Consider the following 21565-nt stretch of genomic DNA (forward strand, 5'->3'; position numbering starts at 1 on the left):
CCATTTAGCGAGTTTGGTGCTAACTAGCTTCTGCCCCGTTATGAGTTAACGTAAATACTCTAAGGGCCCCATTAAACGGTCAACCGACCGTTCAATTACACCTCTAGCGTTTTCATTATCCCGCACCTTTCAACTGTACTGTCTGAAGAACAGGCTTTCTTCATTATTTGAAGTTCTGATTTTAATGCTTTTAACTCCTTTATTCGCTGGTTAACTAAATCGAGCTGTTTTGCAATCAAGTCATTTATCGAGGAGCAACTTTCCTCTGGTCTGTGCTTAAGGTCAATCAATGTCTTAATATCTAACAAAGGAATATCAAGGTTTCGACAATGTTTTACGAATTCTAGTTCTTTCAAAGATTTTTCATCATATAGCCGAAAATTTCCTTCGCTGCGGCTGGGTCGATTAAGCAACCCTTCCTTTTCGTAATATCTAATTGTCTGTATGGAGCATCCAGAAACCTTAGATAGTTGGCCTATTTTCATATTTTTTAACCCTTGCTTGACTCTATAGTTACTATAGGTTTTATAGTTGTGCAAAGCAAAACTAACTAAGTGATAATGATATGAACAAGAGCTATTTAGTTGAAACAAAAATACTAAATTTTAGTCACGATGCGATTCAACGATTGATTAAAGAACGAGGTTGGCAGAATTTAGACGATTACAATAAGGTTGGTGCCGCCTACACTTTTGTTAAAGACGAGATTCAGTTCGGATATAACCGCAGCGATGACATAGCCGCAAATGAAGTTTTGGCTGATGGATATGGACAGTGCAATACCAAAGGAGACTTGTTAATGGCCCTATTAAGGGCACTTAGCATTGAGTGCCGATTTCATGGCTTTACGATTGACCAGCAACTTCAAAAAGGCGCAATACCTTCATATGTATTTTGGCTTGCGCCTAAATATATTATCCATAGTTGGGTTGAAATATTCTTAGATGGTGAGTGGATCAATTTAGAAGGCTTTATTCTGGATGATACATATCTAACTTCAATCAAGTCTAAGTTTAGCCAAATTAAAGATAGTTTCTGTGGATATGGAATCGCTACAACATGTTTGTCAAATCCTGAGACCGAGTGGACTGGAAAAGATACATACATTCAAAAAGAAGGCATTCATGATGACTTTGGTTTATACAACTCGCCAGATGAATTTTACAGCCAGAAAGGGACTAATTTATCAGGAGTAAAACGTTGGTTATATCAATCAATGATTCGTCATCTTATCAATATGAATGTCAATCGACTGAGAAAGACTAGCAACCAAAGCAGAGGTTAGAATGCACAGCCACAATCATAGTCACCACCATGCGCATGATAAAAATGAGCGCATTGGTTGGACGTTTTTCTTAATGTCACTTTTACCATCATTGAATTTATTGGTGGTTGGCTAACCAATAGTACTGCAATCATGGCTGACGCGGTTCATGATTTAGGTGACAGCATATCTATCGGTTTTGCTTGGTTGTTGAGTCACTTTTCAGATAAACAAGCGTCTTCAACGTACAGTTACGGTTATAAGCGTTTATCACTGTTTGGTGCTTTAATAAATAGCGTAGTTTTAATTGTTGGCTCTATCTTTATATTAGTTGAAGCTATCCCTAGGTTAGCTCATCCTGAAATGCCGATGGTAGAGGGGATGTTAGGATTGGCACTACTCGGTGTTACAGTCAATGGTTATGCCGTATATAAACTTAAGGCAGGAACTACGTTAAATGAAAAAGTATTATCGTGGCATCTCTTAGAAGACGCTCTTGGCTGGGTGGCAGTCCTAATTGTTTCTATTATCTTGATGTTTGTGGATTGGCCTATTTTAGACCCGTTATTATCGATAGCTTTCACACTGTTTATTTTGTTTAACGTGGTCAAAAACTTAAAATCGACCTTAGCACTATTTTTACAAGCGTCACCTGATGAAGAAACACAAACCAAGATAACGGATGCCTTGTTATCTAATTCTGAGGTGAAAGAGATTCATCACATACACTATTGGTCTTTAGACGGGGAAAGCCATGTGTTAACTGCACATTTGCTATTAAAAGAACAATTTGATGTATCTACTATAAAATTGCTCAAAAAGACCATAGCTGAAGATTTAGCCACTTTTGACTTGTCTCATACAACCATCGAGTTTGAGTTTCCTGACGAAGTTTGCCGAGATGATTAACATAAATGCTATACAACGAATTTAGATTTGTACTCATAAATTTGTTATCTTACAGCCGTCTAACGAAGAGAATTTAATTTTGAACACTAACGTTGCTTTAAAAATACTGCTGATAATATTGATTGTTTTACAATCGTTTGTCACCGTATCTGCGAGTATGGAAACTCACCAGTTAGACGTTGAGCATCTACAAGTCATTCATGACCACGAAACAGATCACTTTTCTCAACTAGATATTGGTAACGAGCACGATATAGACGACTGCCACCATTGCGGACACTGTAGTGGCAAACATACCAGTTGGATTTTGATAAAAGCGCTTACACCAAACCTATCTTTAAATCACTCAGACAACTTTAACAAGTTAATTTTGTTGCCTCTAGGTACTTCAACTAGGCTCTATCGACCACCGATCAGTTAACTTTACTCCATGCAGTGCGCTTTTGCGCAAACACAATTTGGTTTAATAAAAGTTAAGAGTCATTATGAATAATATTTTTCGAATCACGGGCATTGCCTTAGTGATCATTATTGGCGTGTTTTCAATAAACACAACACTGGCTAATGAAAGTCAAAACATCACAACACCCGATGAACATTCACATGAGCATGAAAAGCCCACTAAGGAGCTTGCTCATGACCACGATCATGCTAACGACAAAGGAAATAACCCTGAAAATCTTGCAGTAGTTGAAGATGAGCATGAAGTTGGGGTTACCTTAAGTACTGAAAAAATTAATTTAGCAGGCATTAAAGTTAATGCTGTTTTCCCAAGGGCACATCTAAATACGGTGTACGCCCCCGGAGAAGTGAAAGCAAATGGCTATAAGAGCTATATAGTTTCACCTCGTACCGATTCTGTGGTTATTAATCGCCATGCGAGCTTGGGAGACCACGTCAAATTTGGACAACAATTGGTTACCTTGTTCAGTGAAACTATGGCTCAAACTCAAGCTGACTTTTTAATTGCGTCTTCTAACTGGAAGCGAACAAAAAAGCTAGGTACTAATAATATAAGCGAACGTGCACTTGTTGAAGCAGAAAACATCTACAAAGGTGTATTCGGCAAGTTGGTGGCTTTTGGTTTAACAAAGCAGGCAATCGAAACAATATCCCAACAAGATAGCGCTACGTTTGGACAGTATGATCTCGTTGCTGAGCGAGAGGGCGTTGTTTTACAAGATGATTTCATGCAAGGCCAACGTATTGAGGCGGGTGAAACCATCATGTTACTTGCTGATGAAAAAGACCTATGGGTAGAAGCGAATGTTCCCCCAAATAAAGAACTAAATTTATCATTAGGTAGTCCTGCATTAATTGATTTGAATGGTTTTAAATACCAAGCCAACGTTATACAAGAAGCTCACACAATTGACCCTATCACTCGAACCCGAATTGTTAGACTGTCGATTACTAACCCTGAACATAAACTTCATTCCGGTATGTTTGTGAAGGTCTATTTTCAGTTCGAGTCGAGTAATGAAGTCATTGCCGTACCAGAAGAAGCACTAATAAGAAGTAGCGATGGTGACTGGACAGTGTTTATTGAAGATCACCCAAATGAATTTAAAGCGGTTGAAGTAACAAGAGGTCGGTCTTTTGGCGATTATTGCGAAGTTTTGGGTATTGAAGCCGGAACGAAAGTCGTTACACGCGGTGCTTTTTTGTCGCGTCTGAGATAGCGAAGGGCGGATTTGATCCGCACAATCACTAAGGAGGCCAGCATGTTTAATCGAATTATAGATTGGTCTATTAACAACAGATTGCTTGTATTGATCTCAGTAGTTGCTCTGATAGCAAGTGCTTCGTTCACTATACCTAAGTTGAATTTAGACGCGTTTCCAGACGTTACAAACGTACAAGTAGCCGTTAATACTGAAGCGCCGGGGTTAGCTGCTGAAGAAGTAGAGCAACTTATTACCTATCCAATTGAAGCTGTGATGTACGCATTACCAGATGTAGAACAAGTCCGCTCTATATCAAAAACAGGTTTGTCGGGTGTTACCGTAGTATTTAAAGAAGGGACAGATATATATTTTGCTAGGCAATTGGTTTTTGAACGCCTACAGGCTGCCAAGGATCTTATACCTGTTGGAGTTGGAACCCCTGAAATGGGGCCTAACACTTCAGGCTTAGGGCAAGTATTTCAATATTTGCTGATTTCGGATGACACAAGCAAGTACGATTCAATGGCGCTTAGAAGTCTGAACGACTGGATCATTAAATTACTAATAATGCCTGTAGACGGTGTAACAGATGTGCTGTCATTCGGTGGTAACGTTCGTCAATATCAAGTTAATGTCGATCCTTCCATATTATTGTCCTACGAGTTAACTCAAGAGGATGTGGTATCAGCGCTTGAAAATAACAACGCCAATGTCGGTGGTTGGTATTTGAATCGTGGGCAAGAACAGCTAGTCATTCGAGGCACAGGTTGGTTTGAAAGTGGTGATAAAGGTATTGCTAATATTCAGCAAGTGCCTGTGAAAACACTTAATGGTGTCGTAGTTACAGTGTCTGATGTTGCTAAAGTAGAACTCGGTGCCGAGATTAGACAAGGTGCTGTCACGATGACACGTAAAGCTGACAATGGCGCTGTTGAAAACTTAGGTGAAGTGGTCTCTGGCATTGTTTTAAAACGCATGGGTTCGAATACCAAAGCGACGATAGATGGTATTAATGCCAGAACTAAGCTTATCAATCAGGCTTTACCTGAAGGTGTAAGGTTTGAGCCTTTTTATGACCAAGCTGACTTAATTGAAAAAGCGGTGGCAACTGTAGTTGAAGCCCTAACTTTAGCTTTTATCTTGATTACTATTGTACTGGCGCTCTTTTTAATGAATTTAAGAGCCACATTTTTAGTACTGATTTCTATTCCAATTTCTATTGGTATTGCATTAATGGTAATGGCTTGGTTGGGTATTTCAGCCAACTTAATGTCGCTTGGCGGTATCGCTGTGGCTATTGGTATGTTAGTCGATGGTTCAGTTGTTATGGTTGAAAACATGTTTAAACACCTAAATAGGCAACTAGAAAGCGACAGTGATGAAGCAAGAATTGAAACTAAGCAAAAGTTAAAATTGGCAGGTAAAGAGGTAGCTCGCCCGATCTTTTTGCGGCTTCAATTATTCTCGTTGTTTTTACGCCATTGTTTAGTTTCGAAGGTGTAGAAGCAAAGTTATTTCAGCCAATGGCTATCAGCATTATGCTAGCAGTGGTGTCAGCTATTGTCGTTGCTTTATTTATTGTTCCTGCACTTGCCACTTTCATGTTTAAAAAAGGAGTCAAAGAAAGGGAAAGTTTGATTTTAAAGCCTATCGATATTTTGTATCGAAAGTCTTTAAAAATCGCGTTAAAGCAAACCAAGTCTGTTGTTTTTGTATCACTAGCATTCTTTGGATCGGCAGTGGTTGTTCTTCCACAAATTGGTACTGAGTTCGTGCCAGAATTAGAAGAAGGAACGATTAACCTGAGAGTTACGTTAGCGCCTTCTTCTAGCTTGGAAACGGCACTTTCTGTTACCCCAATATTGGAAGAGAAGTTGATGGCATTTCCTGAAGTGACTTATGCACTTAGCCGAATTGGTAGAGCAGAAATTGGTGGCGATCCCGAACCTTTGAACAACATTGAAATCTACATTGGCCTTAAGCCTGTTTCAGAATGGACAAGCGCCTCTAATCGTTACGAGCTACAAGACAAAATGGAACGCTCATTGGAAGAGTTTCCGGGGCTGTTACTAAATTTCTCTCAGCCTATCGCTACTCGTGTCGATGAGTTGTTATCAGGAGTTAAAGCACAGCTTGCCATTAAATTATTTGGCTCTGATTTACAGGTGCTTGCAAACAAAGGGCGAGAAATAGAAGCTGCCATTAAGTCAATTGACGGTGCCAAAGACGTTGCACTAGAGCAGATTGCAGGTGAAGCACAACTTGTTATTGCTCCAAATCGACTTGAGCTTTCTAGATTTGGCCTATCTGTTGGCGATGTCATGGAAGTGGTTCAAGATGGGATTGGAGGCGTTGAAGCAGGTCAAATTATTAACGGCAACGAACGCTATAACATATATGTGCGCCTAGATGAGGAATTTAGAGCGAACAGTGAAGCAATAGCCGATATAAGGCTTCAATCTCCTACTGGGGCATGGGTGCGAATTGGTGATGTAGCATCTGTCACTTTTGAGTCTGGACCTCCACAGGTTAGACGAGATGATGTGCAGCGTAGAGTGGTAATTCAAGCCAACGTCCAAGGCCGTGACATGGGAAGTGTAGTTGAAGATATTCAAGCAAGGATAACCTCTGAAGTAGAGTTGCCAGCAGGTTATTCAGTATTGATTGGTGGACAATTCGAAAGCCAGCAACGAGCGCAACAACGTCTTTCTATAGTCGTACCGCTATCATTGGCTTTGATTGCACTACTCCTTTATTTTGCATTTGGTTCAGTAGGACAGGCTATTTTGATCCTGCTAAATGTTCCACTAGCCGTTATCGGTGGTGTATTTTCACTTTACTTTTCGGGTCAGTACCTATCGGTTCCAAGCTCTGTTGGCTTTATTACCTTGTTTGGCGTGGCTGTGCTTAATGGAGTTGTCATGGTGGAAAGTATTAACCAACGAGTCAAAGATGGATTTGAAACCACTGAAGCAGTATTTGACGGTGCGACTTCGAGGCTACGCCCTGTGCTTATGACTGCAATTACATCCGCACTAGGCTTGATACCAATGCTGTTATCAAATGGAGTTGGTTCGGAAATTCAAAGGCCACTTGCTAGTGTCATTGTTGGAGGCTTAATTACAGCAACATTACTCACGTTATTTGTTGTACCAAGCCTATATCAGTTATTTTCTAAAGGAAAATTAAAAGATATTAGGTCTTAGCAACTCGATATAGCCCCATTCATCCTTTGCGCGGGGCTATTCAAAAGGTCATTATTTAATTTTGAATAAATATAGGATTAAGTCGAAGGTACAATCGCCCCCTACCGAGATAGAGCTAATCTTCACTCTTGCCGAGTTTATGAGCTAAACCAGTTCTCAAAATTAATAGAATTAAGGATAAATTCAGTAAATCTTAAGGTTTATGGGTTAACTTACGAGATATTTTATTTGTTAGGTAATACAAACTTTGAAAGTTTTAATTATAGAAGACTCAATCCCGCTAAGAAGAAGTTTAAGAGTTGGCCTATCCAACCTTGGTTTCACCGTTGACGACACAGGTGATGGTTCTGAGGGGCTAAGTATGGCGTTAGCAGGTAATTATTCATTGCTGATACTCGACCTTATGCTTCCTACCCTTAACGGTACTGCGATCTTAAAGGCAATTCGTCAAGCAAATAAAGATATTAGGGTATTAATATTATCTGCTAAAGATCTAACCGAAGATAAAGTGGACGGCTTACTTAATGGCGCTGATGATTATTTAACTAAACCTTTTTCTTTTGATGAACTTCATGTTCGTTTGCTGTGCCTAATGCGACGCGGCAGTTTAAACGTTAATGATAGTAGTATAAATATTGGTGCTATTTCATTAGACCTTCATTTAAAGCAGCTAAAGTGCGGAGGGACTGACGCTAATTTGACACCCAATGAATATAAAGTTGTTGAGTGCCTTTTTCTAATCAAGGTAAAGTTATCTCACCAGAAAAGCTTAGCGAATATCTAGCGGGACAATATGATGCTGTAGCTAAAAATTCTATCGAAGCACATTTATCGTCAGCAAGAAAAAAGTGAAAGCTCTGGGGTTCGAGTTACCTATTAAAACTAAACGCGGATTTGGTTATTTCGTAGAGAGTGATTTGTGAATTCTATTAAAAAGAAGCTCAGCCGCTACTTATCAATTTCGATATCAATACTCTTGGTTTCTATTCTTCTAGCAACAGATATAAGCGTTGACACGTGGATCAGTAGTGAATTTGATCGTGCTATGACTAACAAAGCTAGTTTACTCGAAACATTAGTCGAAGAAGACGAGCAAGAGGTTGATTTTGATTTTGCGGGTGAATTTATGCCTGAGTTTGAAGGTAAAGTAAATCCTGAATATTATCAGCTATGGCACAAAAATAAGGTATTTGAAAAATCTGATACTTTAGAGCTTTTTGAGGTCAATGAGCTACCCAGATTAACAGTTAACCTTGGGGGATCTAAGTTTAAAAATATTACTTTGCCTGATGGACGGCAAGGTAGGATGATTTTTACCAAATTCCTACCTCAAATTGACTCGGAATTGAGGAAAAAGCTTGGGGTAACTAGAGCTGAATTTGCAAAAACACAACAACCTATGGAATTTGCTTATGCCCTTAGTACAGAAGAGTTAGACTATATACTTTGGTACGTGGATATTATTTTTATTCTTGTTTCTCTACTTGCGGTATTCACAATAAAAAAATAGTCTCAGTAGTTGTCGATAAAAGCTTAAAGCCAATCGATAATTTTAATAGTCAATTAGGAGAAATTAATCTTAACTCCGAGCAAATAAAAGTGCCTACCGACCAACTTCCAGAAGAATTACTACCTACGGCTAGCGCGGTAAATCAATTTATTATGGAAACTCACGAACTTTATAAACGTGAAAAACGGGTAACATCAGATATCGCACATGAACTCAAAACCCCTATTGCGGAGTTACTCAGCTTGAGTGAAGTTGCCATTAAGTTTCCACATGAAGAGCAAATCACCAGCCAGTTAGCCTCTGATGTGCAACAAATATCCAATAGGCTCAAAAATATAGTTAATGGAATTTTACTACTTCAAAAAAGCAGTACGACAACGGCTCTAGAAAAATCAGATATCAATCTAGTGCAACTAATTGAAAATACATTAAAAAGAGAAAACCTAAATAATAGAGAAATATCTTTCATAAAAAACCAAAATGGCTACACGGTAAAAACAAATAAAGTTGCCCTTGATACTATATTATCAAACCTGATTAATAATGCTTTTTACTATAGTCCAGACAACTCACCTGTAACCGTTGATATTTCAGAAGATAAAGACAATACGGTAGTTCAAATTTCTAATCTCTGCACTAATGGTTGTAACGAGGAAGATCTTAACCGATTTTTTGAACCTCTTTGGCAGCAAGATTCATCAAGAACTTCTACACAAAGATATGGCCTAGGGTTGGCAATAGTTAAGTCTTATTGTGAAAGGTTAGGCGCTTCTATCTCTGTGTCACTTGGTCCAGACAAACAAATAACTTTCACCCTCGTTATTTAATGAAAGCGCTTATCTATCTATTTGTTTTATTAATGCTACCGGTGAGTTTCCCTAGTAAAGGAGCTGTTCGCGATATTGGAGTCGATGGTTTACTCGACGAAGAGTTATGGCAAAAAGCGACTAATCATCATGAAACTTACCAAGTATCGCCTCAAACATTTAGAAAATTAAATAACAACTTTTCTTATAAATTTATTACTTCTGAGCAAGGAATATATTTAGCTTTAACGGCAATTATAAAAAATAAACTGAGGTTAAGAACCTAGGAAAATGACAAACTTTTTACCAATGATCACTTCCAAGTAATGCTCGATATGGATAATTCAGGCCAGACTAGCTATGTATTTTCAGTTAACCATCAGGGCAACTATTTTGACGGTATTTATAAACAAGACAAAGAATTAGATCTGGACTGGAGTGCCCAATGGCAATATGCCGTTAATGTTACTGATGATTTTTGGACAGCAGAAATATTTATTCCTTGGTCATCAATGTCTTTTAGCATTCAAAAGCAAAACCAATTTGGCTTAGCAATTAGCCGCTTAGATGAAGCTAGTAATTCCACTTATGCATCTATTCCCGCCAATTCGACTATGAATAGTTTTTTACAACTTTTTCCAAACACAATGTTGTTGTAAAAAGTCATTCAGGCTTTGATATTTACCCTCATATTTCACTTAATCGAGATATTATTAACAACGATGAATCAGCGGATATTGGCGCTGAAATATTTTGGAAACCCACAAAAATCAACAAATAAGCGCCACGCTTAACCCAGACTTTGGACAAGTAGAATCCGATGAACTCGTTGTTAACTTTTCCGCTATCGAAAGTTTTTTCACCGAGAAAAGACCTTTTTTAATGAAAATCAGAGCATCTTTGATGTATCAGGGCCTGAAACACTCAGAATAGTGCATACGCCAAGAATTGGCGGGGATGCATATTATGATGACGATTATTCCAGCGACCTTGATGCCGCACTTAAATACACCTATGCCAATGATAACTTTGCGTTAGGGCTAATGTCAGCTTTTGAAAGTTCGTTAGATAAAAACTCTACCGGGCGAGATTTTTGGTTAATGCGGGGGCAATATTATTTTGGCGAGAATAAATTAGGTATTTCTTTAAATAACGTTTCAACTCCCAGCGTAGAACGTCAAGCACAGATATTATCTACCGACTTTATATACACGTTTTCAGACAGTACAGAGTTTAATGTCGGTATTATAAATTCGAGAGTTGAGCAGCAAACTTTACCTATAGATGGCGTTGGTTGGTGGATTACAGGCAGCTCTGAGTTTTCAATAAATCATAGCCATGAGTTTAGCTTGTTTAGCTACGGTGAGAACCTACAGCTTAATGATATAGGTTACGTCAAACGAGTAAATAGAAAACAGTTTGAATATGAGTATCAATATCAAATTCCAGACTTATACCTATGGTCAATTAGAGACATGGCCTTTTCCTTAGAGTCAGAAATAAAAACCAACTTTCAAGATAAAAAGTTACCACTTCTCTTTGGGTTTGGTATTGAATTTGTCACAGAAGATGAATTCGAATATCAGTTTTCTATTGAACATGGCTCATCAGGTTATGATGACTTCCTAACTCGCGGTTATAATTCATTATGGTTGCCCTCATTTTACATAACCGAATTAGAAGTTAGCTCACCAGAATACCTTTGGGGAAATTTGATTTCCAATTTGAATTAGGCACAGAAGGGTTTTCTGGTCGCTTTTACAATATACAAAGCAGTATTGAACAACAGTTCAATGATAATCTCTATGTTTCTTTTACTATGTCGCAATACAATAGTGACAGTTGGCTAGAGTGGGATGAAGGAAACATTATTGATGAGTTTGATTTTACTGAGCAAGGGTTTGAGATCAGCGTAAATTACCAAATAACGGATAATCATGAAATTAGAATAAAGTTAGAATCATTGATTGGTAAAGCAAAGCACCTTGCAAATTATCAAGTTGATTCTAATGGCAAGGCTATACAAACCAATGAATCAGGTGATTTCTCTTTTGCAGAAAATGAGTTTCAACTGCGATACAAGTATTCATTTAGTAAGCTCACCGCCTTTTATTTAAGCTATGGTTTTGGCGGAGAATTCGAAGATGAGATTGCTAAGTTTGGTAAAAGAAATCTCTACAAAAAGCGATTGAATCAAAAGAAGCACATAATATCTTCGCGAAGTTAAGGCTACATTTTTAAATTACTTGAATCACACTAGACTTTACTAATTGAGTGATTATTTTAACTCTATCGAGTCTATAATCATTGTAGCGACTTCATCACCATCTTTTTCTGCAATACTTTAACGGGAACAAAATTATACTTTTCACTAAACCAAAACGTTGTTTTTCTAGTACTATTTTTGCGTACTCTTGTTACCTTCACGCACTCTGGCTCGCTAACATTAGTACTAATCACTTCTGTTCCTTCGTTAACGAAAAGGTAATCTTTAATTTTTGCGTCATCGTATACTTGATAACTGGTGTCAAAATTTTTACTGCTCAGATTTAACCTTAATATTTCAAAAACTAAAAGTGGGTCATACGTATTAGCTTGCAAGTTTTTTACCAACCATTTCCTTTGCTATCGCCAACAACAATATTTTTTATGATCAAAAAGCATTATTTGCCGTTTCGCTTTTTTAAAACTTCAATCGTCTATGATTTTACAACTTATTTGTTAAAAATCATTATCATACAAAGAGAATTTCCTCTTTTTTGTTTAGTGCAAATATTGTAAAAAATGCCGATAGTTTGGAAGTCAATTCTAATTTATATACTCCATTTGTATGAATTAGGGTTCGAGTAGCTTTACCATACTCTTTCCCTTTACGAAGTATTTTATAGTTTGCTGTGTACTGTGCTAATTGATTACCTCCAGCTATAGCATTTGGATTTATATTTTCTTTTGCTACTACAACCGATAGGCATAAAGTGAACATTATCAAGGAGAAAAACACACGCTTTACTGGCAGATTCATTATATTTTCTTCCTAAAACACTACTTAACGTCACGACTTGTATCACTTTTATCCGCAACATGTGTGCTTGGTCAAATTAAAAGTGCATCTATTGCCAAATTTCAGTTTTCACTAAGCGATTCTTAAGTTTCAGTTCATAAAATCAGCTCATCAAACTAGAGGTGATTTATGTTAATTAAGCCTGAACTTTGCAAAATAAATGTTCATTCCAACAAATCCTTTTATTGGAAGCCATTCGCTCTTTTTCTATTATTTTCGGCATTAGTTTCAAGCATTGCGTTGAACAAAGACCAATATATAGCCAGCCAACTAAAGGTATTTATTTTTGGTAATCAAACATTCCAGTTTTTACCTCAATACTTTTGGCATAACGTTACTTATTTAGGCGATGCGTTAATTCTCGTTCCTTTGCTTTCATTCATTTGTTTATTTAGCGTTAAAGCATGGGCTGCAATGTTTGGCTCAGTACCGCCTGCATTTATTATAAGTCATGCAGGAAAAGCATTTTTCGCTATTCCCCGACCAGCAGCAGTATTGGAGCATGACCAGTTTACTATTATTGGTCGTACTTTAGCCGCACACACAAGCTTTCCTTCTGGGCATACCATTACAATTTTCACTGCTATGTCAGCACTTATTTTTGTATATTTGAAGCAGGATAAACATCATTCGAATTTAAGAAACTCTGTAATAGCAATGCTACTGTTTATTGCAACCATCACTGCTATTTCAAGAGTTGCCGTTGGTGCTCATTGGCCTGCCGATTTACTCTTAGGCGCTCTTTTGGGTGGTATGGCAGGGATGAGTGGTGAGTATTTAAGTCGTCATTACTCAAAATGGTGGAACTGGGCAGTGACTAAGCCTATTTATCTAGGATACTTTATTCTTAATTTTTGTGCGCTATTACTTTATTTAACAATTAGCGGCGAAACCCCTGCATTATTTATAGTGTGGGTAGCGATAATTGTTAGCGGCACGGTCGGCACATACATTTCACTTAAAGCTATCCTATTAAAATGATATTAAAACTAAATTCATTATTCTTAATGATGAAAGCCAGTCATTATGTGTTAATAACTAGCATAATAAATACAATTTTTTCAATCTAGTTTTGTTCTCTTTTGTTGTAGAAAATACCGATGTATTAAGTGCCAGTGGTGCTGTCATTTTGTTGTCTGTGTTCCTCATCGCTTTTACCTTTACTTTTACATTCGCTTCCATTGTTACATTAATTTCCCTATCTTACTTAAAATATTTCTTGGAGTGACCGCGATAATTAATGCCATGGCAATTTACTATATGGCTAATTACCAAGTGGTTTTAGATAAAACCATGATGGGCAATATATTTAATACTGAGTACTCTGAATCATCTGAACTTATTACCTTTAAGCTTTTATTATTTATAGTATTTATCGGCTTAATTCCGGCTTATTTTTATATAAAGCTTAAAATAAATCGACTAGATAGAGGAAAGGTCGCGATAAATGGAGTTATTGGATTAATTACTTCAATCCTTATCCTCTATTTAAACGCCTCAAGCTGGCTATGGATAGACAAATACGCAAGCTTGCTTGGGGGAAAATATTGCCTTGGTCTTACATCATTAACACCAATCGATATTACGCTTCACTGAATAACTCAACTGACGGACAAATGCCCTTACCTGATGGGCAATTTAGCAATACTAAAAAGATGGTCTTTGTCTTAGTGATAGGTGAAACCGCTCGCTCAGACAATTTTTCTTTATATGGTTACCCGAAAAATACAAACCCTAAATTGCAACAAACGCCTAATTTACTTGTGTTTAAAAACACACAGTCATGCACCACGTATACTACAGGTTCACTAGCTTGCATGTTATCTCACACTGAAAAAGTCGCCAATTTTGAAGCATTACCAACTTATTTAGCTAGGCATGGGGCTGACGTGATATGGAGAACAAACAACTGGGGAGAGCCAGCAATTGACGTAAGCAGTTATGTTAAAGCTAGTGATTTACGTTCAAGTTGTCAGGGAGAAGGCTGTAGATTGGATGAGGCTCTATTAACAAACTTAATTGAAACTATTGAATCATCAACAAAACAAAAAATATTTATTGTTTTGCATACTAAAGGAAGCCACGGCCCTAGTTATTACTCTAGATATACAGCAAGTTTCAACCAATTTAAGCCAGTTTGTCGAGATGAGGAAATTAGTAAATGCACTTCACAAGAGCTGATTAATGCCTATGATAATACGATTTTATATACGGATCATTTTTTAGCAACTTTGATCGCCAAGCTTGAGAGTTTGCAGAGCATTCCATCAGCCATGATGTATATTTCAGATCACGGTGAGTCATTAGGAGAGCAAGGACTTTATTTGCACGGAACACCTTATTCATTTGCCCCTGACTATCAAAAAACATCCCCTTTTTGTTATGGGCTTCAGATTCGATGCAATCGCATAAGCAAATAGACCTGGAGTTTATACAACAAGGCGAGAGTCATACACACTTCAATGTATTTCATACTGTATTAGGTGCGTTTGATTTTCAATCACCTATCTACAAAAAAGAACTAGATGTATTAAACCAAAATATTTCACCTAACCTGAGAGAATAATCAGTGTAATTTAGGTCAAATATCAGTTTACACTAAGCCGATCTTAAGGTTACCTCATTACTATAAAGTCACATTGAACGAGGTGACTTTATGTATAGAATTATTACTTCCACCGTATTAGTCAGCACATTACTAAATATTAGCTTTACATCTAAAGCTTCCGACCAAAAGCAAGTCTGTAACCAAACAAAAAATCTTGAACTGACCACTAACGATATTTTTGACCTAGAAGATCCTGACACTATTTTCCTCCATCGATGGGGGAATTTTCTACACATAAAAACCAAAAGTACAACCCTAATAAATGAAGCCGCCTTTTTCATAAAAAAATGTGAAATTGATGAGCAAGACTTACAAGAGTTAGAGCGCCACCTTAGAAGCAAAAAGTATCTCAAAGATGCACGAGTTACCACTAACGAAAACTCATCCAAGATAAAGGTTGAAACGTGGGATAATTGGTCATTAATGCCTACGGTCGATTTTGGCAGAAAAGGCGGAAAAAATAAGTATGCCATTGGTATTAAAGATAGAAATTTTCTTGGCTTAGGCATTAATGCGGAAATTGAATCGTTTACCAATGATCAGCGCAGTGGATATAAATTTAAGTCAAGTTTCCCTCTGTTTTTAAACAACAACATCAATGCAAATATTCGCTTCACAAGCAATGATGACGGCACATCAGAAGCAATATCAATAGACAAAGACTTTGTAAGTTTCGACACAAATAAGGCCTTTAATATTGGTTTCAATAATTTTAATCAAATTGATACTCAATACAAAAATGGTGAGGAATATGATCGATACAACCATAAACAAAAGCTTTCTACTGCACGCTGGCAGTGGCTGTATAAAGATACGACTGCCAATACGCTAAGGTTTGGTATTGGCTATACCAGTGAAGAACATCAGTTTTCAAACGATGATATTACCCATTTAACCGCACCAGAATTCCTGCCTGAAAATAGAGAGTTTAACTACCCATTTCTAAGCGTTGAATTTTTACAAAAAGATTATAGAAAACTCACCAACGTCAATTTAATTAATCAGATTGAAGATTTTAACTTAGGTTGGCACCTAACAGGTAATGTTGGCTCCGATATCAGTGGGTCAAATACCTCACCAATACTCATCTGGCAGTCGAGTGTTTCCAAAGGCATAGATATTTTTGAGAACTCCTTTTGGTTTTTTACAGCTACTTTTGAAGGGGAAGCGTATAGCTTGTCAGGTAAAGAATCTAGAACTCTTCTAAATATTAGCAATGAGTACTTTCACAAATTCAATAACAATTGGGGCGGCTATTTTAAGAATGTAAGCCAAATTAGTCAGAACCAATTTAAAGACTCTCCCATCGTATTAGGCGGCGAAACTGGGTTGCGAGGCTACCCTCTTCAATATCAACATGGCGACCACAGTACGCTTTTCACTCTTGAAGCGAGGTATTACCCTCATATCAATATTTACAAACTTATAGAAGTAGGTGGTGCTGCGTTTATCGATGTAGGAAAGATTTTTAACCAGCAAGAAGCAACCTCAGAAAAAACTCATGGATGAAATCAATAGGACTAGGTGCTCGATTTTATTCAACCCAAACGAGTGAGGCACGAGTCATTCATGTTGACGTTATTAAACCAATAAGCTCCGATGCCAATGTCAATGGCGTTGAGTTTCGCATAACAACTAAACATTCATTTTAAGGCCATAAAAGTGAACCGCGCTATTCCCTTTATCAAAAACCTCAAACTCACAACAAATCAACTAGTAATCTATACCTGCCTATATATTACTTTTATTGTGAATATCCCGTTTTTAACCAAAACGGTAACTGTCATTACAGCCTTAGATCAATATAACCTATTATTTTTAATTTCTGTGCCTTTTTTCTTATTGTCGTTATCAATCATAGTACAAAGCTTTTTCGCTTTTAGATGGATAACTAAGCCGCTCTTAATCTTAATAGTTTTATTATCATCAATACTATTCTATGCGACTCTTAATTACGGCATCGTTTTTGACTACGGCATGATTCAGAACACTGCTGAAATCGATACTGCTGAAGCGTTTTCATATTTCAATTTGTCTGCTATTTTCTTCTTTCTATTTTTTGGGGTTGTACCTTCTATACTCATCGCAAAAGTGCAGTTAACCTATAACTCATTTATAGGGGAATTGTTCACTCGTTTAAAACTACTCAGTGGCAGTATTGGTGTACTATTATTAATAGCGATAGTTTTCTATTCTAGCTATGCATCTGTCGGCAGAAATAACCGCGACCTTGTAGGCTATTTAACACCTTATGCTTTAGTTGATTCAACAGCCAAATATATTAGGAAGAACTACTTATATCCTCCATTAAAATTTAGCCTATTAGACACCAAACCTGAAATTGTTAAGCCTACACAAAACAAACACGTAACTGTCATGGTATTAGGCGAGACAGCTCGCGCTCAAAACTTTTCGCTTAATGGTTATGATAAACCTACCAATCAGTATACCGACAAGTTGAATGTTGTTTCATTTGCAAACGTTAGTTCTTGTGGAACTGCAACAGCCGTTTCTGTTCCTTGTTTGTTTTCAAGATTAAATAAAGAAAACTATGACAAACGAATAGCAATTTCGCAGCAAAATGCTATTGATATTATTCATTTAGCAGGTGCGGACGTATTATGGATTAGTAACAATAACGGTAGCTGTAAAGATGTATGCAACCGGGTAAAAACACTAAAGATTGCAACTGAAAAGGCAAGTCCATTATGTGATGGAGAGTATTGTTTTGACGAAGCACTACTTCCCCCACTAAGACAGAAGCTGACTTCGTTAACACATGAAAACACGTTAATTGTGCTTCACATGATTGGCTCTCACGGTCCAACGTATTACAAAAGATATCCAGAAAAAAACGTATTTTCACACCTGACTGCCAACGTAGCGATATTCAAAATTGTACGCTAGATGAGTTGGTGAATACTTACGATAATACAATAGCGTATACTGATTACGTGCTATCTAAAGTTATAGGTGAATTGAGTTCCTTAAGTGAACTAAATGATGTTGAAACCTCTATGCTTTATATCTCAGATCATGGAGAGTCATTGGGTGAAAGTGGCGTTTTCCTGCATGGCTTACCTTATGCTTTTGCTCCAAGAGAACAAACCCACGTACCTTTTATCTATTGGGCCGATTCATTACACTTGAAAGGTAAAGCAGATTGTTTAAAAGAAGCAAGAAATGTCGACCTTTCCCACGACAATATATTTGATATTTTACTCAATGAAATGTCGGTAAAGTCCGGCACCTACAAAGAACAAAACAATCCATTAAACCAATGTAAGCTATCGAGTTTGATAGCTCAATCAGCATACCAATCTACTTCTATTGGAGCCAAATAAGTCATGTTTGATAATAAAAATAAACCGAAAGGTTTAAAAAGAGTTTACTTAGCAACCTTAAACTCGTTAAGAGCTTTTAACTGGTTAGTAAAAAACGAAGCTGCCTTTAGACAAGAACTTGTACTCTTAATCGTAGTTATCCCAATTACCTTTTTATTTGATATTACAAATAAAGAGCAACTGATATTAATTATAGTGACTTTGTTCATCCTTTTTACAGAAGTACTCAATACTGCGATTGAATCTGTTGTTGATAGAGTAGGGTTAGAAATTCACCCTTTATCAGGCTTAGCTAAAGATTTAGGCTCTGCGGCAGTTTTTATAAGCCTAGTTATCGCAGTATGTACTTGGGCTGCGGTTTTGATTTAATAACGAGAAGAATACAAACCAAAACTTAAAAGATATAGTGGTTAAAGTACTTCAAGTTACCCTAGGTTTTTGGGTTATTAAAGTGCTTGCCACCACATTAGGCTAAACAGGTGGATTAGAATTGAGTAGGTACACTGCAAACTTAGGCATTACTGTTTGACATAATAGTTTTAGTTGTAACTCTACCTCTACGGCCAGCCTTAATACAACATTGAGAATTAATTTTCATTAATTCATAGAAAATTTCAGTAGAAATCTACTTACCTAGTTAAATATCAGTTTAAATTAAGCAAATTTTAAGCTTCATAAAATAAGGTAAACATCGTTTTATTAAGAGAGTTTTTCAACGATGTTTGCTCCTGTCTATAGTGTTTTAAGACCATTTGTTATTTTTTCTGCTGCATTGCTTATATTTCTTACGGCAACAAGATTTGGTTTAGCTATGTGGCAAGTTCAACGATTTGATACGGCTTCTAGCCTTATTCAGCTCTTCGTAAATGGTCTACGTATTGACTTAAGTCTGCTCGGCTACCTATGTGCATTACCAGCTTTACTTCACCCTTGGCTAGTAGCGACTAAATTCAGATTAATCTGGTTAAACTGTTTGAAAATTTGGTTTTTCATTGCCGCTATTGCTGTCTTATTTTTTGAATTAGCAACACCTGCTTTCATAATCGAATACGGTTTTAGACCTAATCGTTTATTTATTGAGTATCTAGCTTATCCTGATGAAGTAACAAAAATGCTAGTTAATGGTCATTCACTGACGTTAATCGTAGTTTTTACCGCCTTAATTGTTGCTAGTAAATTTATATGGAAGTACTTAGGAAATTCCTACCAGCAGGTACAAATACCAATTTAAAAATCTCTATCGTTTCGTTCTTTACGCTTTTTATCGTTTTGTTTTTGTGTGCAAGAGGTACTGTTGGTCATCGCCCAATTAATCCTGCATTGGTCTATTTTTCAACAGACCCATTAATAAACTCACTGACCTTAAACTCAACCTACAGCGTTGCCTATGCACTTAATCAGTTTGGCGATGAAAAAAATGCTGCCAAGCTTTACGGCAAAATGAGTGATGAGCGAATTATCGAATTGGTTAGACACCAAACGCAACAACCTAAAAGTAGCTTTAATAATAGCGAGTATCCAACTCTAACTAAACGTTCGCCTTCTTACCAAGGCAAACCCAAAAATCTTGTGATCATTTTAGAAGAAAGTTTAGGCGCACAATATGTTTCATCATTAGGCGGAATACCAATAACGCCTGAAATAGACAAACTCAATGCACAAGGATGGGCGTTTAATCGATTATATGCCACAGGTACGCGCTCAGTTCGCGGTATCGAAGCGGTCATCACTGGGTTTACTCCGACCCCATCAAGAGCGGTAGTCAAACTAGATAAGTCTCAAAAAGACTTCTTTACCATTGCATCATTATTAAAACGTAATGGCTATGAAACCCAATTCATTTACGGTGGCGAAAGTCATTTTGACAATATGAAAAGCTTTTTCTGGGGAATGGGTTTACTGACATCGTTGATTTTGATGATATTGAAAACCCTCAATTTATCGCATCTTGGGGAGCTAGTGATGAAGATTTATTTAATCAAGCTGATATAGAGTTAACTAAATTACACAAATCTAATAAACCTTTTTTTAGTTTTGTGTTTACCTCTAGTAATCACGACCCTTTTGAAATCCCAGAGGGTGTCATAAGCCCTATAGAATATACCAAAGAACAATTACAACGATATGATTCTAAAGAATTACTTCGCCATAAAGCAATTCAATATGCTGACTATGCTCTTGGAAAATTTATAGCCAAAGCTAAAACACAACCATATTGGGAAGATACCGTATTCCTTGTTGTCGCTGATCATGATGCTAGAGCAACAGGCAGTGACTTAGTGCCAATCAATAACTTTCATATACCCGGTGTCATTTTAAATTCAGGAAACAGCCCTCAGTCAGATGAGCGAATTGTCAGTCAAATTGACTTAGCACCAACATTGTTATCGTTAATGGGCGTAGAAAATCATTCACCTATGTTAGGGCAAGATCTTACCGAACCAAACTCATCAGGCAGAGCAATGATGCAATACGCAGAAAATTTTGCATATATGATCGATGATGAAGTAACCATATTACAACCAAGTAAACCTGCTTTAAATTTTGAATATAATATTAATGAAAATCAATTAAACCCAAAAGCAGAAAACGTTTATTTATCTGAAGTAGCTTTAGCTCATGTTCTATGGGGCAGTTTAGCGTATAAAAATGGCTGGTATTTTTCTTTGTATGACTAAAAATACAACCTATTCATTTTAGTGAGCTCTAGTTATTAAGTCCTACATTAATCAATCACAGAACTTTAAATACTGTGATTGATTACGAGCCTATTGCCTATACAGCCAACACAATTAATAGATAAGTTATTGCTTGAGCTAAAGCATCTATTTAGATCTCGCTTTGTTCACATTCAGGCTGAACTTTTGTACTGAACCTTATGTTTTAGAGTACTCATACTTTGTAATAAGTGCACGTAAACCCTATGGCGTAATGTGCCCGAAAGCATCAAAGAATCACAAAAATTTAATACCTAAAATCATCTTAATTGAATGTCCACTTCTTTTAGGTAACTTCTTTATCTAACGCTGGGAGAGTTGTATCGATTCAAATATCGTGAGAAATAACAAGGCTTATGTCCGCTACCGTATAATTGTTGCCTTAATCGTTAAGTGTCTCAAGGCTTGTTATTGGCACAAAGCACGCATTCGTTCTAACTCACAAGTGTCCAAAAATGAGTTGGTTTTTCGGC

Annotated in this window: 18 protein-coding genes and 5 pseudogenes; 20 read left to right on the forward strand and 3 right to left on the reverse strand. The window is 37.0% G+C overall.

From position 1 onward, the window contains the following. Nucleotides 1-95 precede the first annotated feature (95 nt). The gene (locus tag PN838_RS17710) at nt 96-485 is read right to left on the reverse strand and encodes a Cd(II)/Pb(II)-responsive transcriptional regulator (RefSeq protein WP_272181495.1); all 390 of its coding nucleotides are present in this window, start codon (nt 483-485) and stop codon (nt 96-98) included. Nucleotides 486-565: 80 nt separating this feature from the next. Between PN838_RS17710 and PN838_RS17715 the strand changes: the two genes are divergently transcribed. The 13 genes and pseudogenes from PN838_RS17715 to PN838_RS17775 all read left to right on the forward strand — a co-directional run bounded on the left by PN838_RS17715 (nt 566) and on the right by PN838_RS17775 (nt 11589). Further along, a complete protein-coding gene (locus PN838_RS17715; RefSeq protein WP_272181496.1) occupies nt 566-1285 on the forward strand; it encodes a transglutaminase-like domain-containing protein in 720 nt (239 codons plus the stop codon). Between the two features lies 1 nt (nt 1286). After that, nucleotides 1287-2173 (forward strand): annotated as a pseudogene (locus PN838_RS17720) (cation diffusion facilitator family transporter). Nucleotides 2174-2252: 79 nt separating this feature from the next. Further along, a complete protein-coding gene (locus PN838_RS17725) occupies nt 2253-2594 on the forward strand; it encodes a hypothetical protein (protein WP_215963183.1) in 342 nt (113 codons plus the stop codon). A gap of 64 nt (nt 2595-2658) precedes the next feature. Further along, on the forward strand, nt 2659-3855 hold the full coding sequence (locus PN838_RS17730; protein ID WP_272181497.1) for an efflux RND transporter periplasmic adaptor subunit: 1197 nt from the start codon (nt 2659-2661) through the stop codon (nt 3853-3855). A gap of 42 nt (nt 3856-3897) precedes the next feature. Next, nucleotides 3898-7046: pseudogene (locus PN838_RS17735) on the forward strand (efflux RND transporter permease subunit). A gap of 247 nt (nt 7047-7293) precedes the next feature. Beyond that, nucleotides 7294-7969 (forward strand): annotated as a pseudogene (locus PN838_RS17740) (response regulator transcription factor). Next, complete coding sequence (locus PN838_RS17745; protein ID WP_272181498.1) at nt 7966-8556, forward strand: hypothetical protein; 591 nt, start codon at nt 7966-7968, stop codon at nt 8554-8556. Before PN838_RS17740 ends, PN838_RS17745 begins: the two are co-directional and overlap by 4 nt. Beyond that, nucleotides 8493-9383: a sensor histidine kinase gene (locus PN838_RS17750; protein WP_272181499.1), complete on the forward strand. Its 891-nt coding sequence runs from the start codon at nt 8493-8495 to the stop codon at nt 9381-9383. Before PN838_RS17745 ends, PN838_RS17750 begins: the two co-directional genes overlap by 64 nt. Then, nucleotides 9383-9649 carry a hypothetical protein gene (locus PN838_RS17755; protein ID WP_272181500.1) on the forward strand — a complete coding sequence of 89 codons (267 nt, stop codon included), beginning with the start codon at nt 9383-9385 and terminating at the stop codon, nt 9647-9649. The genes PN838_RS17750 and PN838_RS17755 overlap by 1 nt, the downstream gene beginning before the upstream one ends. 48 nt (nt 9650-9697) lie before the next feature. Then, on the forward strand, nt 9698-10021 hold the full coding sequence (locus tag PN838_RS17760) for a DOMON domain-containing protein (RefSeq protein WP_272181501.1): 324 nt from the start codon (nt 9698-9700) through the stop codon (nt 10019-10021). Nucleotides 10022-10115: 94 nt separating this feature from the next. Further along, nucleotides 10116-10295 (forward strand): DUF5916 domain-containing protein, encoded by a 180-nt coding sequence (locus PN838_RS17765; RefSeq protein WP_272181502.1) that lies wholly within the window; start codon nt 10116-10118, stop codon nt 10293-10295. Further along, nucleotides 10295-11095: a hypothetical protein gene (locus PN838_RS17770; RefSeq protein ID WP_272181503.1), complete on the forward strand. Its 801-nt coding sequence runs from the start codon at nt 10295-10297 to the stop codon at nt 11093-11095. Before PN838_RS17765 ends, PN838_RS17770 begins: the two co-directional genes overlap by 1 nt. After that, a complete protein-coding gene (locus PN838_RS17775; RefSeq protein ID WP_272181504.1) occupies nt 11065-11589 on the forward strand; it encodes a TonB-dependent receptor in 525 nt (174 codons plus the stop codon). The genes PN838_RS17770 and PN838_RS17775 overlap by 31 nt, the downstream gene beginning before the upstream one ends. Before the next feature lie 77 nt (nt 11590-11666). Here PN838_RS17775 and PN838_RS17780 read toward each other — a convergent pair whose 3' ends face one another. Both PN838_RS17780 and PN838_RS17785 read right to left on the reverse strand, forming a co-directional pair. Further along, nucleotides 11667-11963, reverse strand: coding sequence for a DUF3108 domain-containing protein (locus PN838_RS17780; RefSeq protein WP_272181505.1), 297 nt, complete (start codon nt 11961-11963; stop codon nt 11667-11669). A gap of 133 nt (nt 11964-12096) precedes the next feature. Beyond that, on the reverse strand, nt 12097-12384 hold the full coding sequence (locus PN838_RS17785; protein WP_272181506.1) for a hypothetical protein: 288 nt from the start codon (nt 12382-12384) through the stop codon (nt 12097-12099). A gap of 168 nt (nt 12385-12552) precedes the next feature. Between PN838_RS17785 and PN838_RS17790 the strand changes: the two genes are divergently transcribed. The 7 genes and pseudogenes from PN838_RS17790 to PN838_RS27535 all read left to right on the forward strand — a co-directional run bounded on the left by PN838_RS17790 (nt 12553) and on the right by PN838_RS27535 (nt 21053). Beyond that, on the forward strand, nt 12553-13404 hold the full coding sequence (locus PN838_RS17790) for a phosphatase PAP2 family protein (protein WP_215964987.1): 852 nt from the start codon (nt 12553-12555) through the stop codon (nt 13402-13404). A gap of 264 nt (nt 13405-13668) precedes the next feature. Continuing rightward, nucleotides 13669-14019: a phosphoethanolamine transferase domain-containing protein gene (locus PN838_RS17795; protein ID WP_272181507.1), complete on the forward strand. Its 351-nt coding sequence runs from the start codon at nt 13669-13671 to the stop codon at nt 14017-14019. Next, nucleotides 13971-14843, forward strand: coding sequence for a sulfatase-like hydrolase/transferase (locus PN838_RS17800; RefSeq protein WP_272181508.1), 873 nt, complete (start codon nt 13971-13973; stop codon nt 14841-14843). The genes PN838_RS17795 and PN838_RS17800 overlap by 49 nt, the downstream gene beginning before the upstream one ends. A gap of 236 nt (nt 14844-15079) precedes the next feature. Further along, nucleotides 15080-16540, forward strand: coding sequence for a BamA/TamA family outer membrane protein (locus PN838_RS17805; protein ID WP_272181509.1), 1461 nt, complete (start codon nt 15080-15082; stop codon nt 16538-16540). A gap of 318 nt (nt 16541-16858) precedes the next feature. Further along, a pseudogene (locus PN838_RS17810) lies at nt 16859-18375 on the forward strand (phosphoethanolamine transferase). A gap of 3 nt (nt 18376-18378) precedes the next feature. Beyond that, a complete protein-coding gene (locus PN838_RS17815) occupies nt 18379-18744 on the forward strand; it encodes a diacylglycerol kinase (protein WP_215964983.1) in 366 nt (121 codons plus the stop codon). A gap of 349 nt (nt 18745-19093) precedes the next feature. Continuing rightward, a pseudogene (locus PN838_RS27535) lies at nt 19094-21053 on the forward strand (LTA synthase family protein). Nucleotides 21054-21565: the final 512 nt, after the last annotated feature.

The organism is Psychrosphaera algicola (genome assembly GCF_028401425.1).
Lineage (GTDB): Bacteria > Pseudomonadota > Gammaproteobacteria > Enterobacterales > Alteromonadaceae > Psychrosphaera > Psychrosphaera algicola.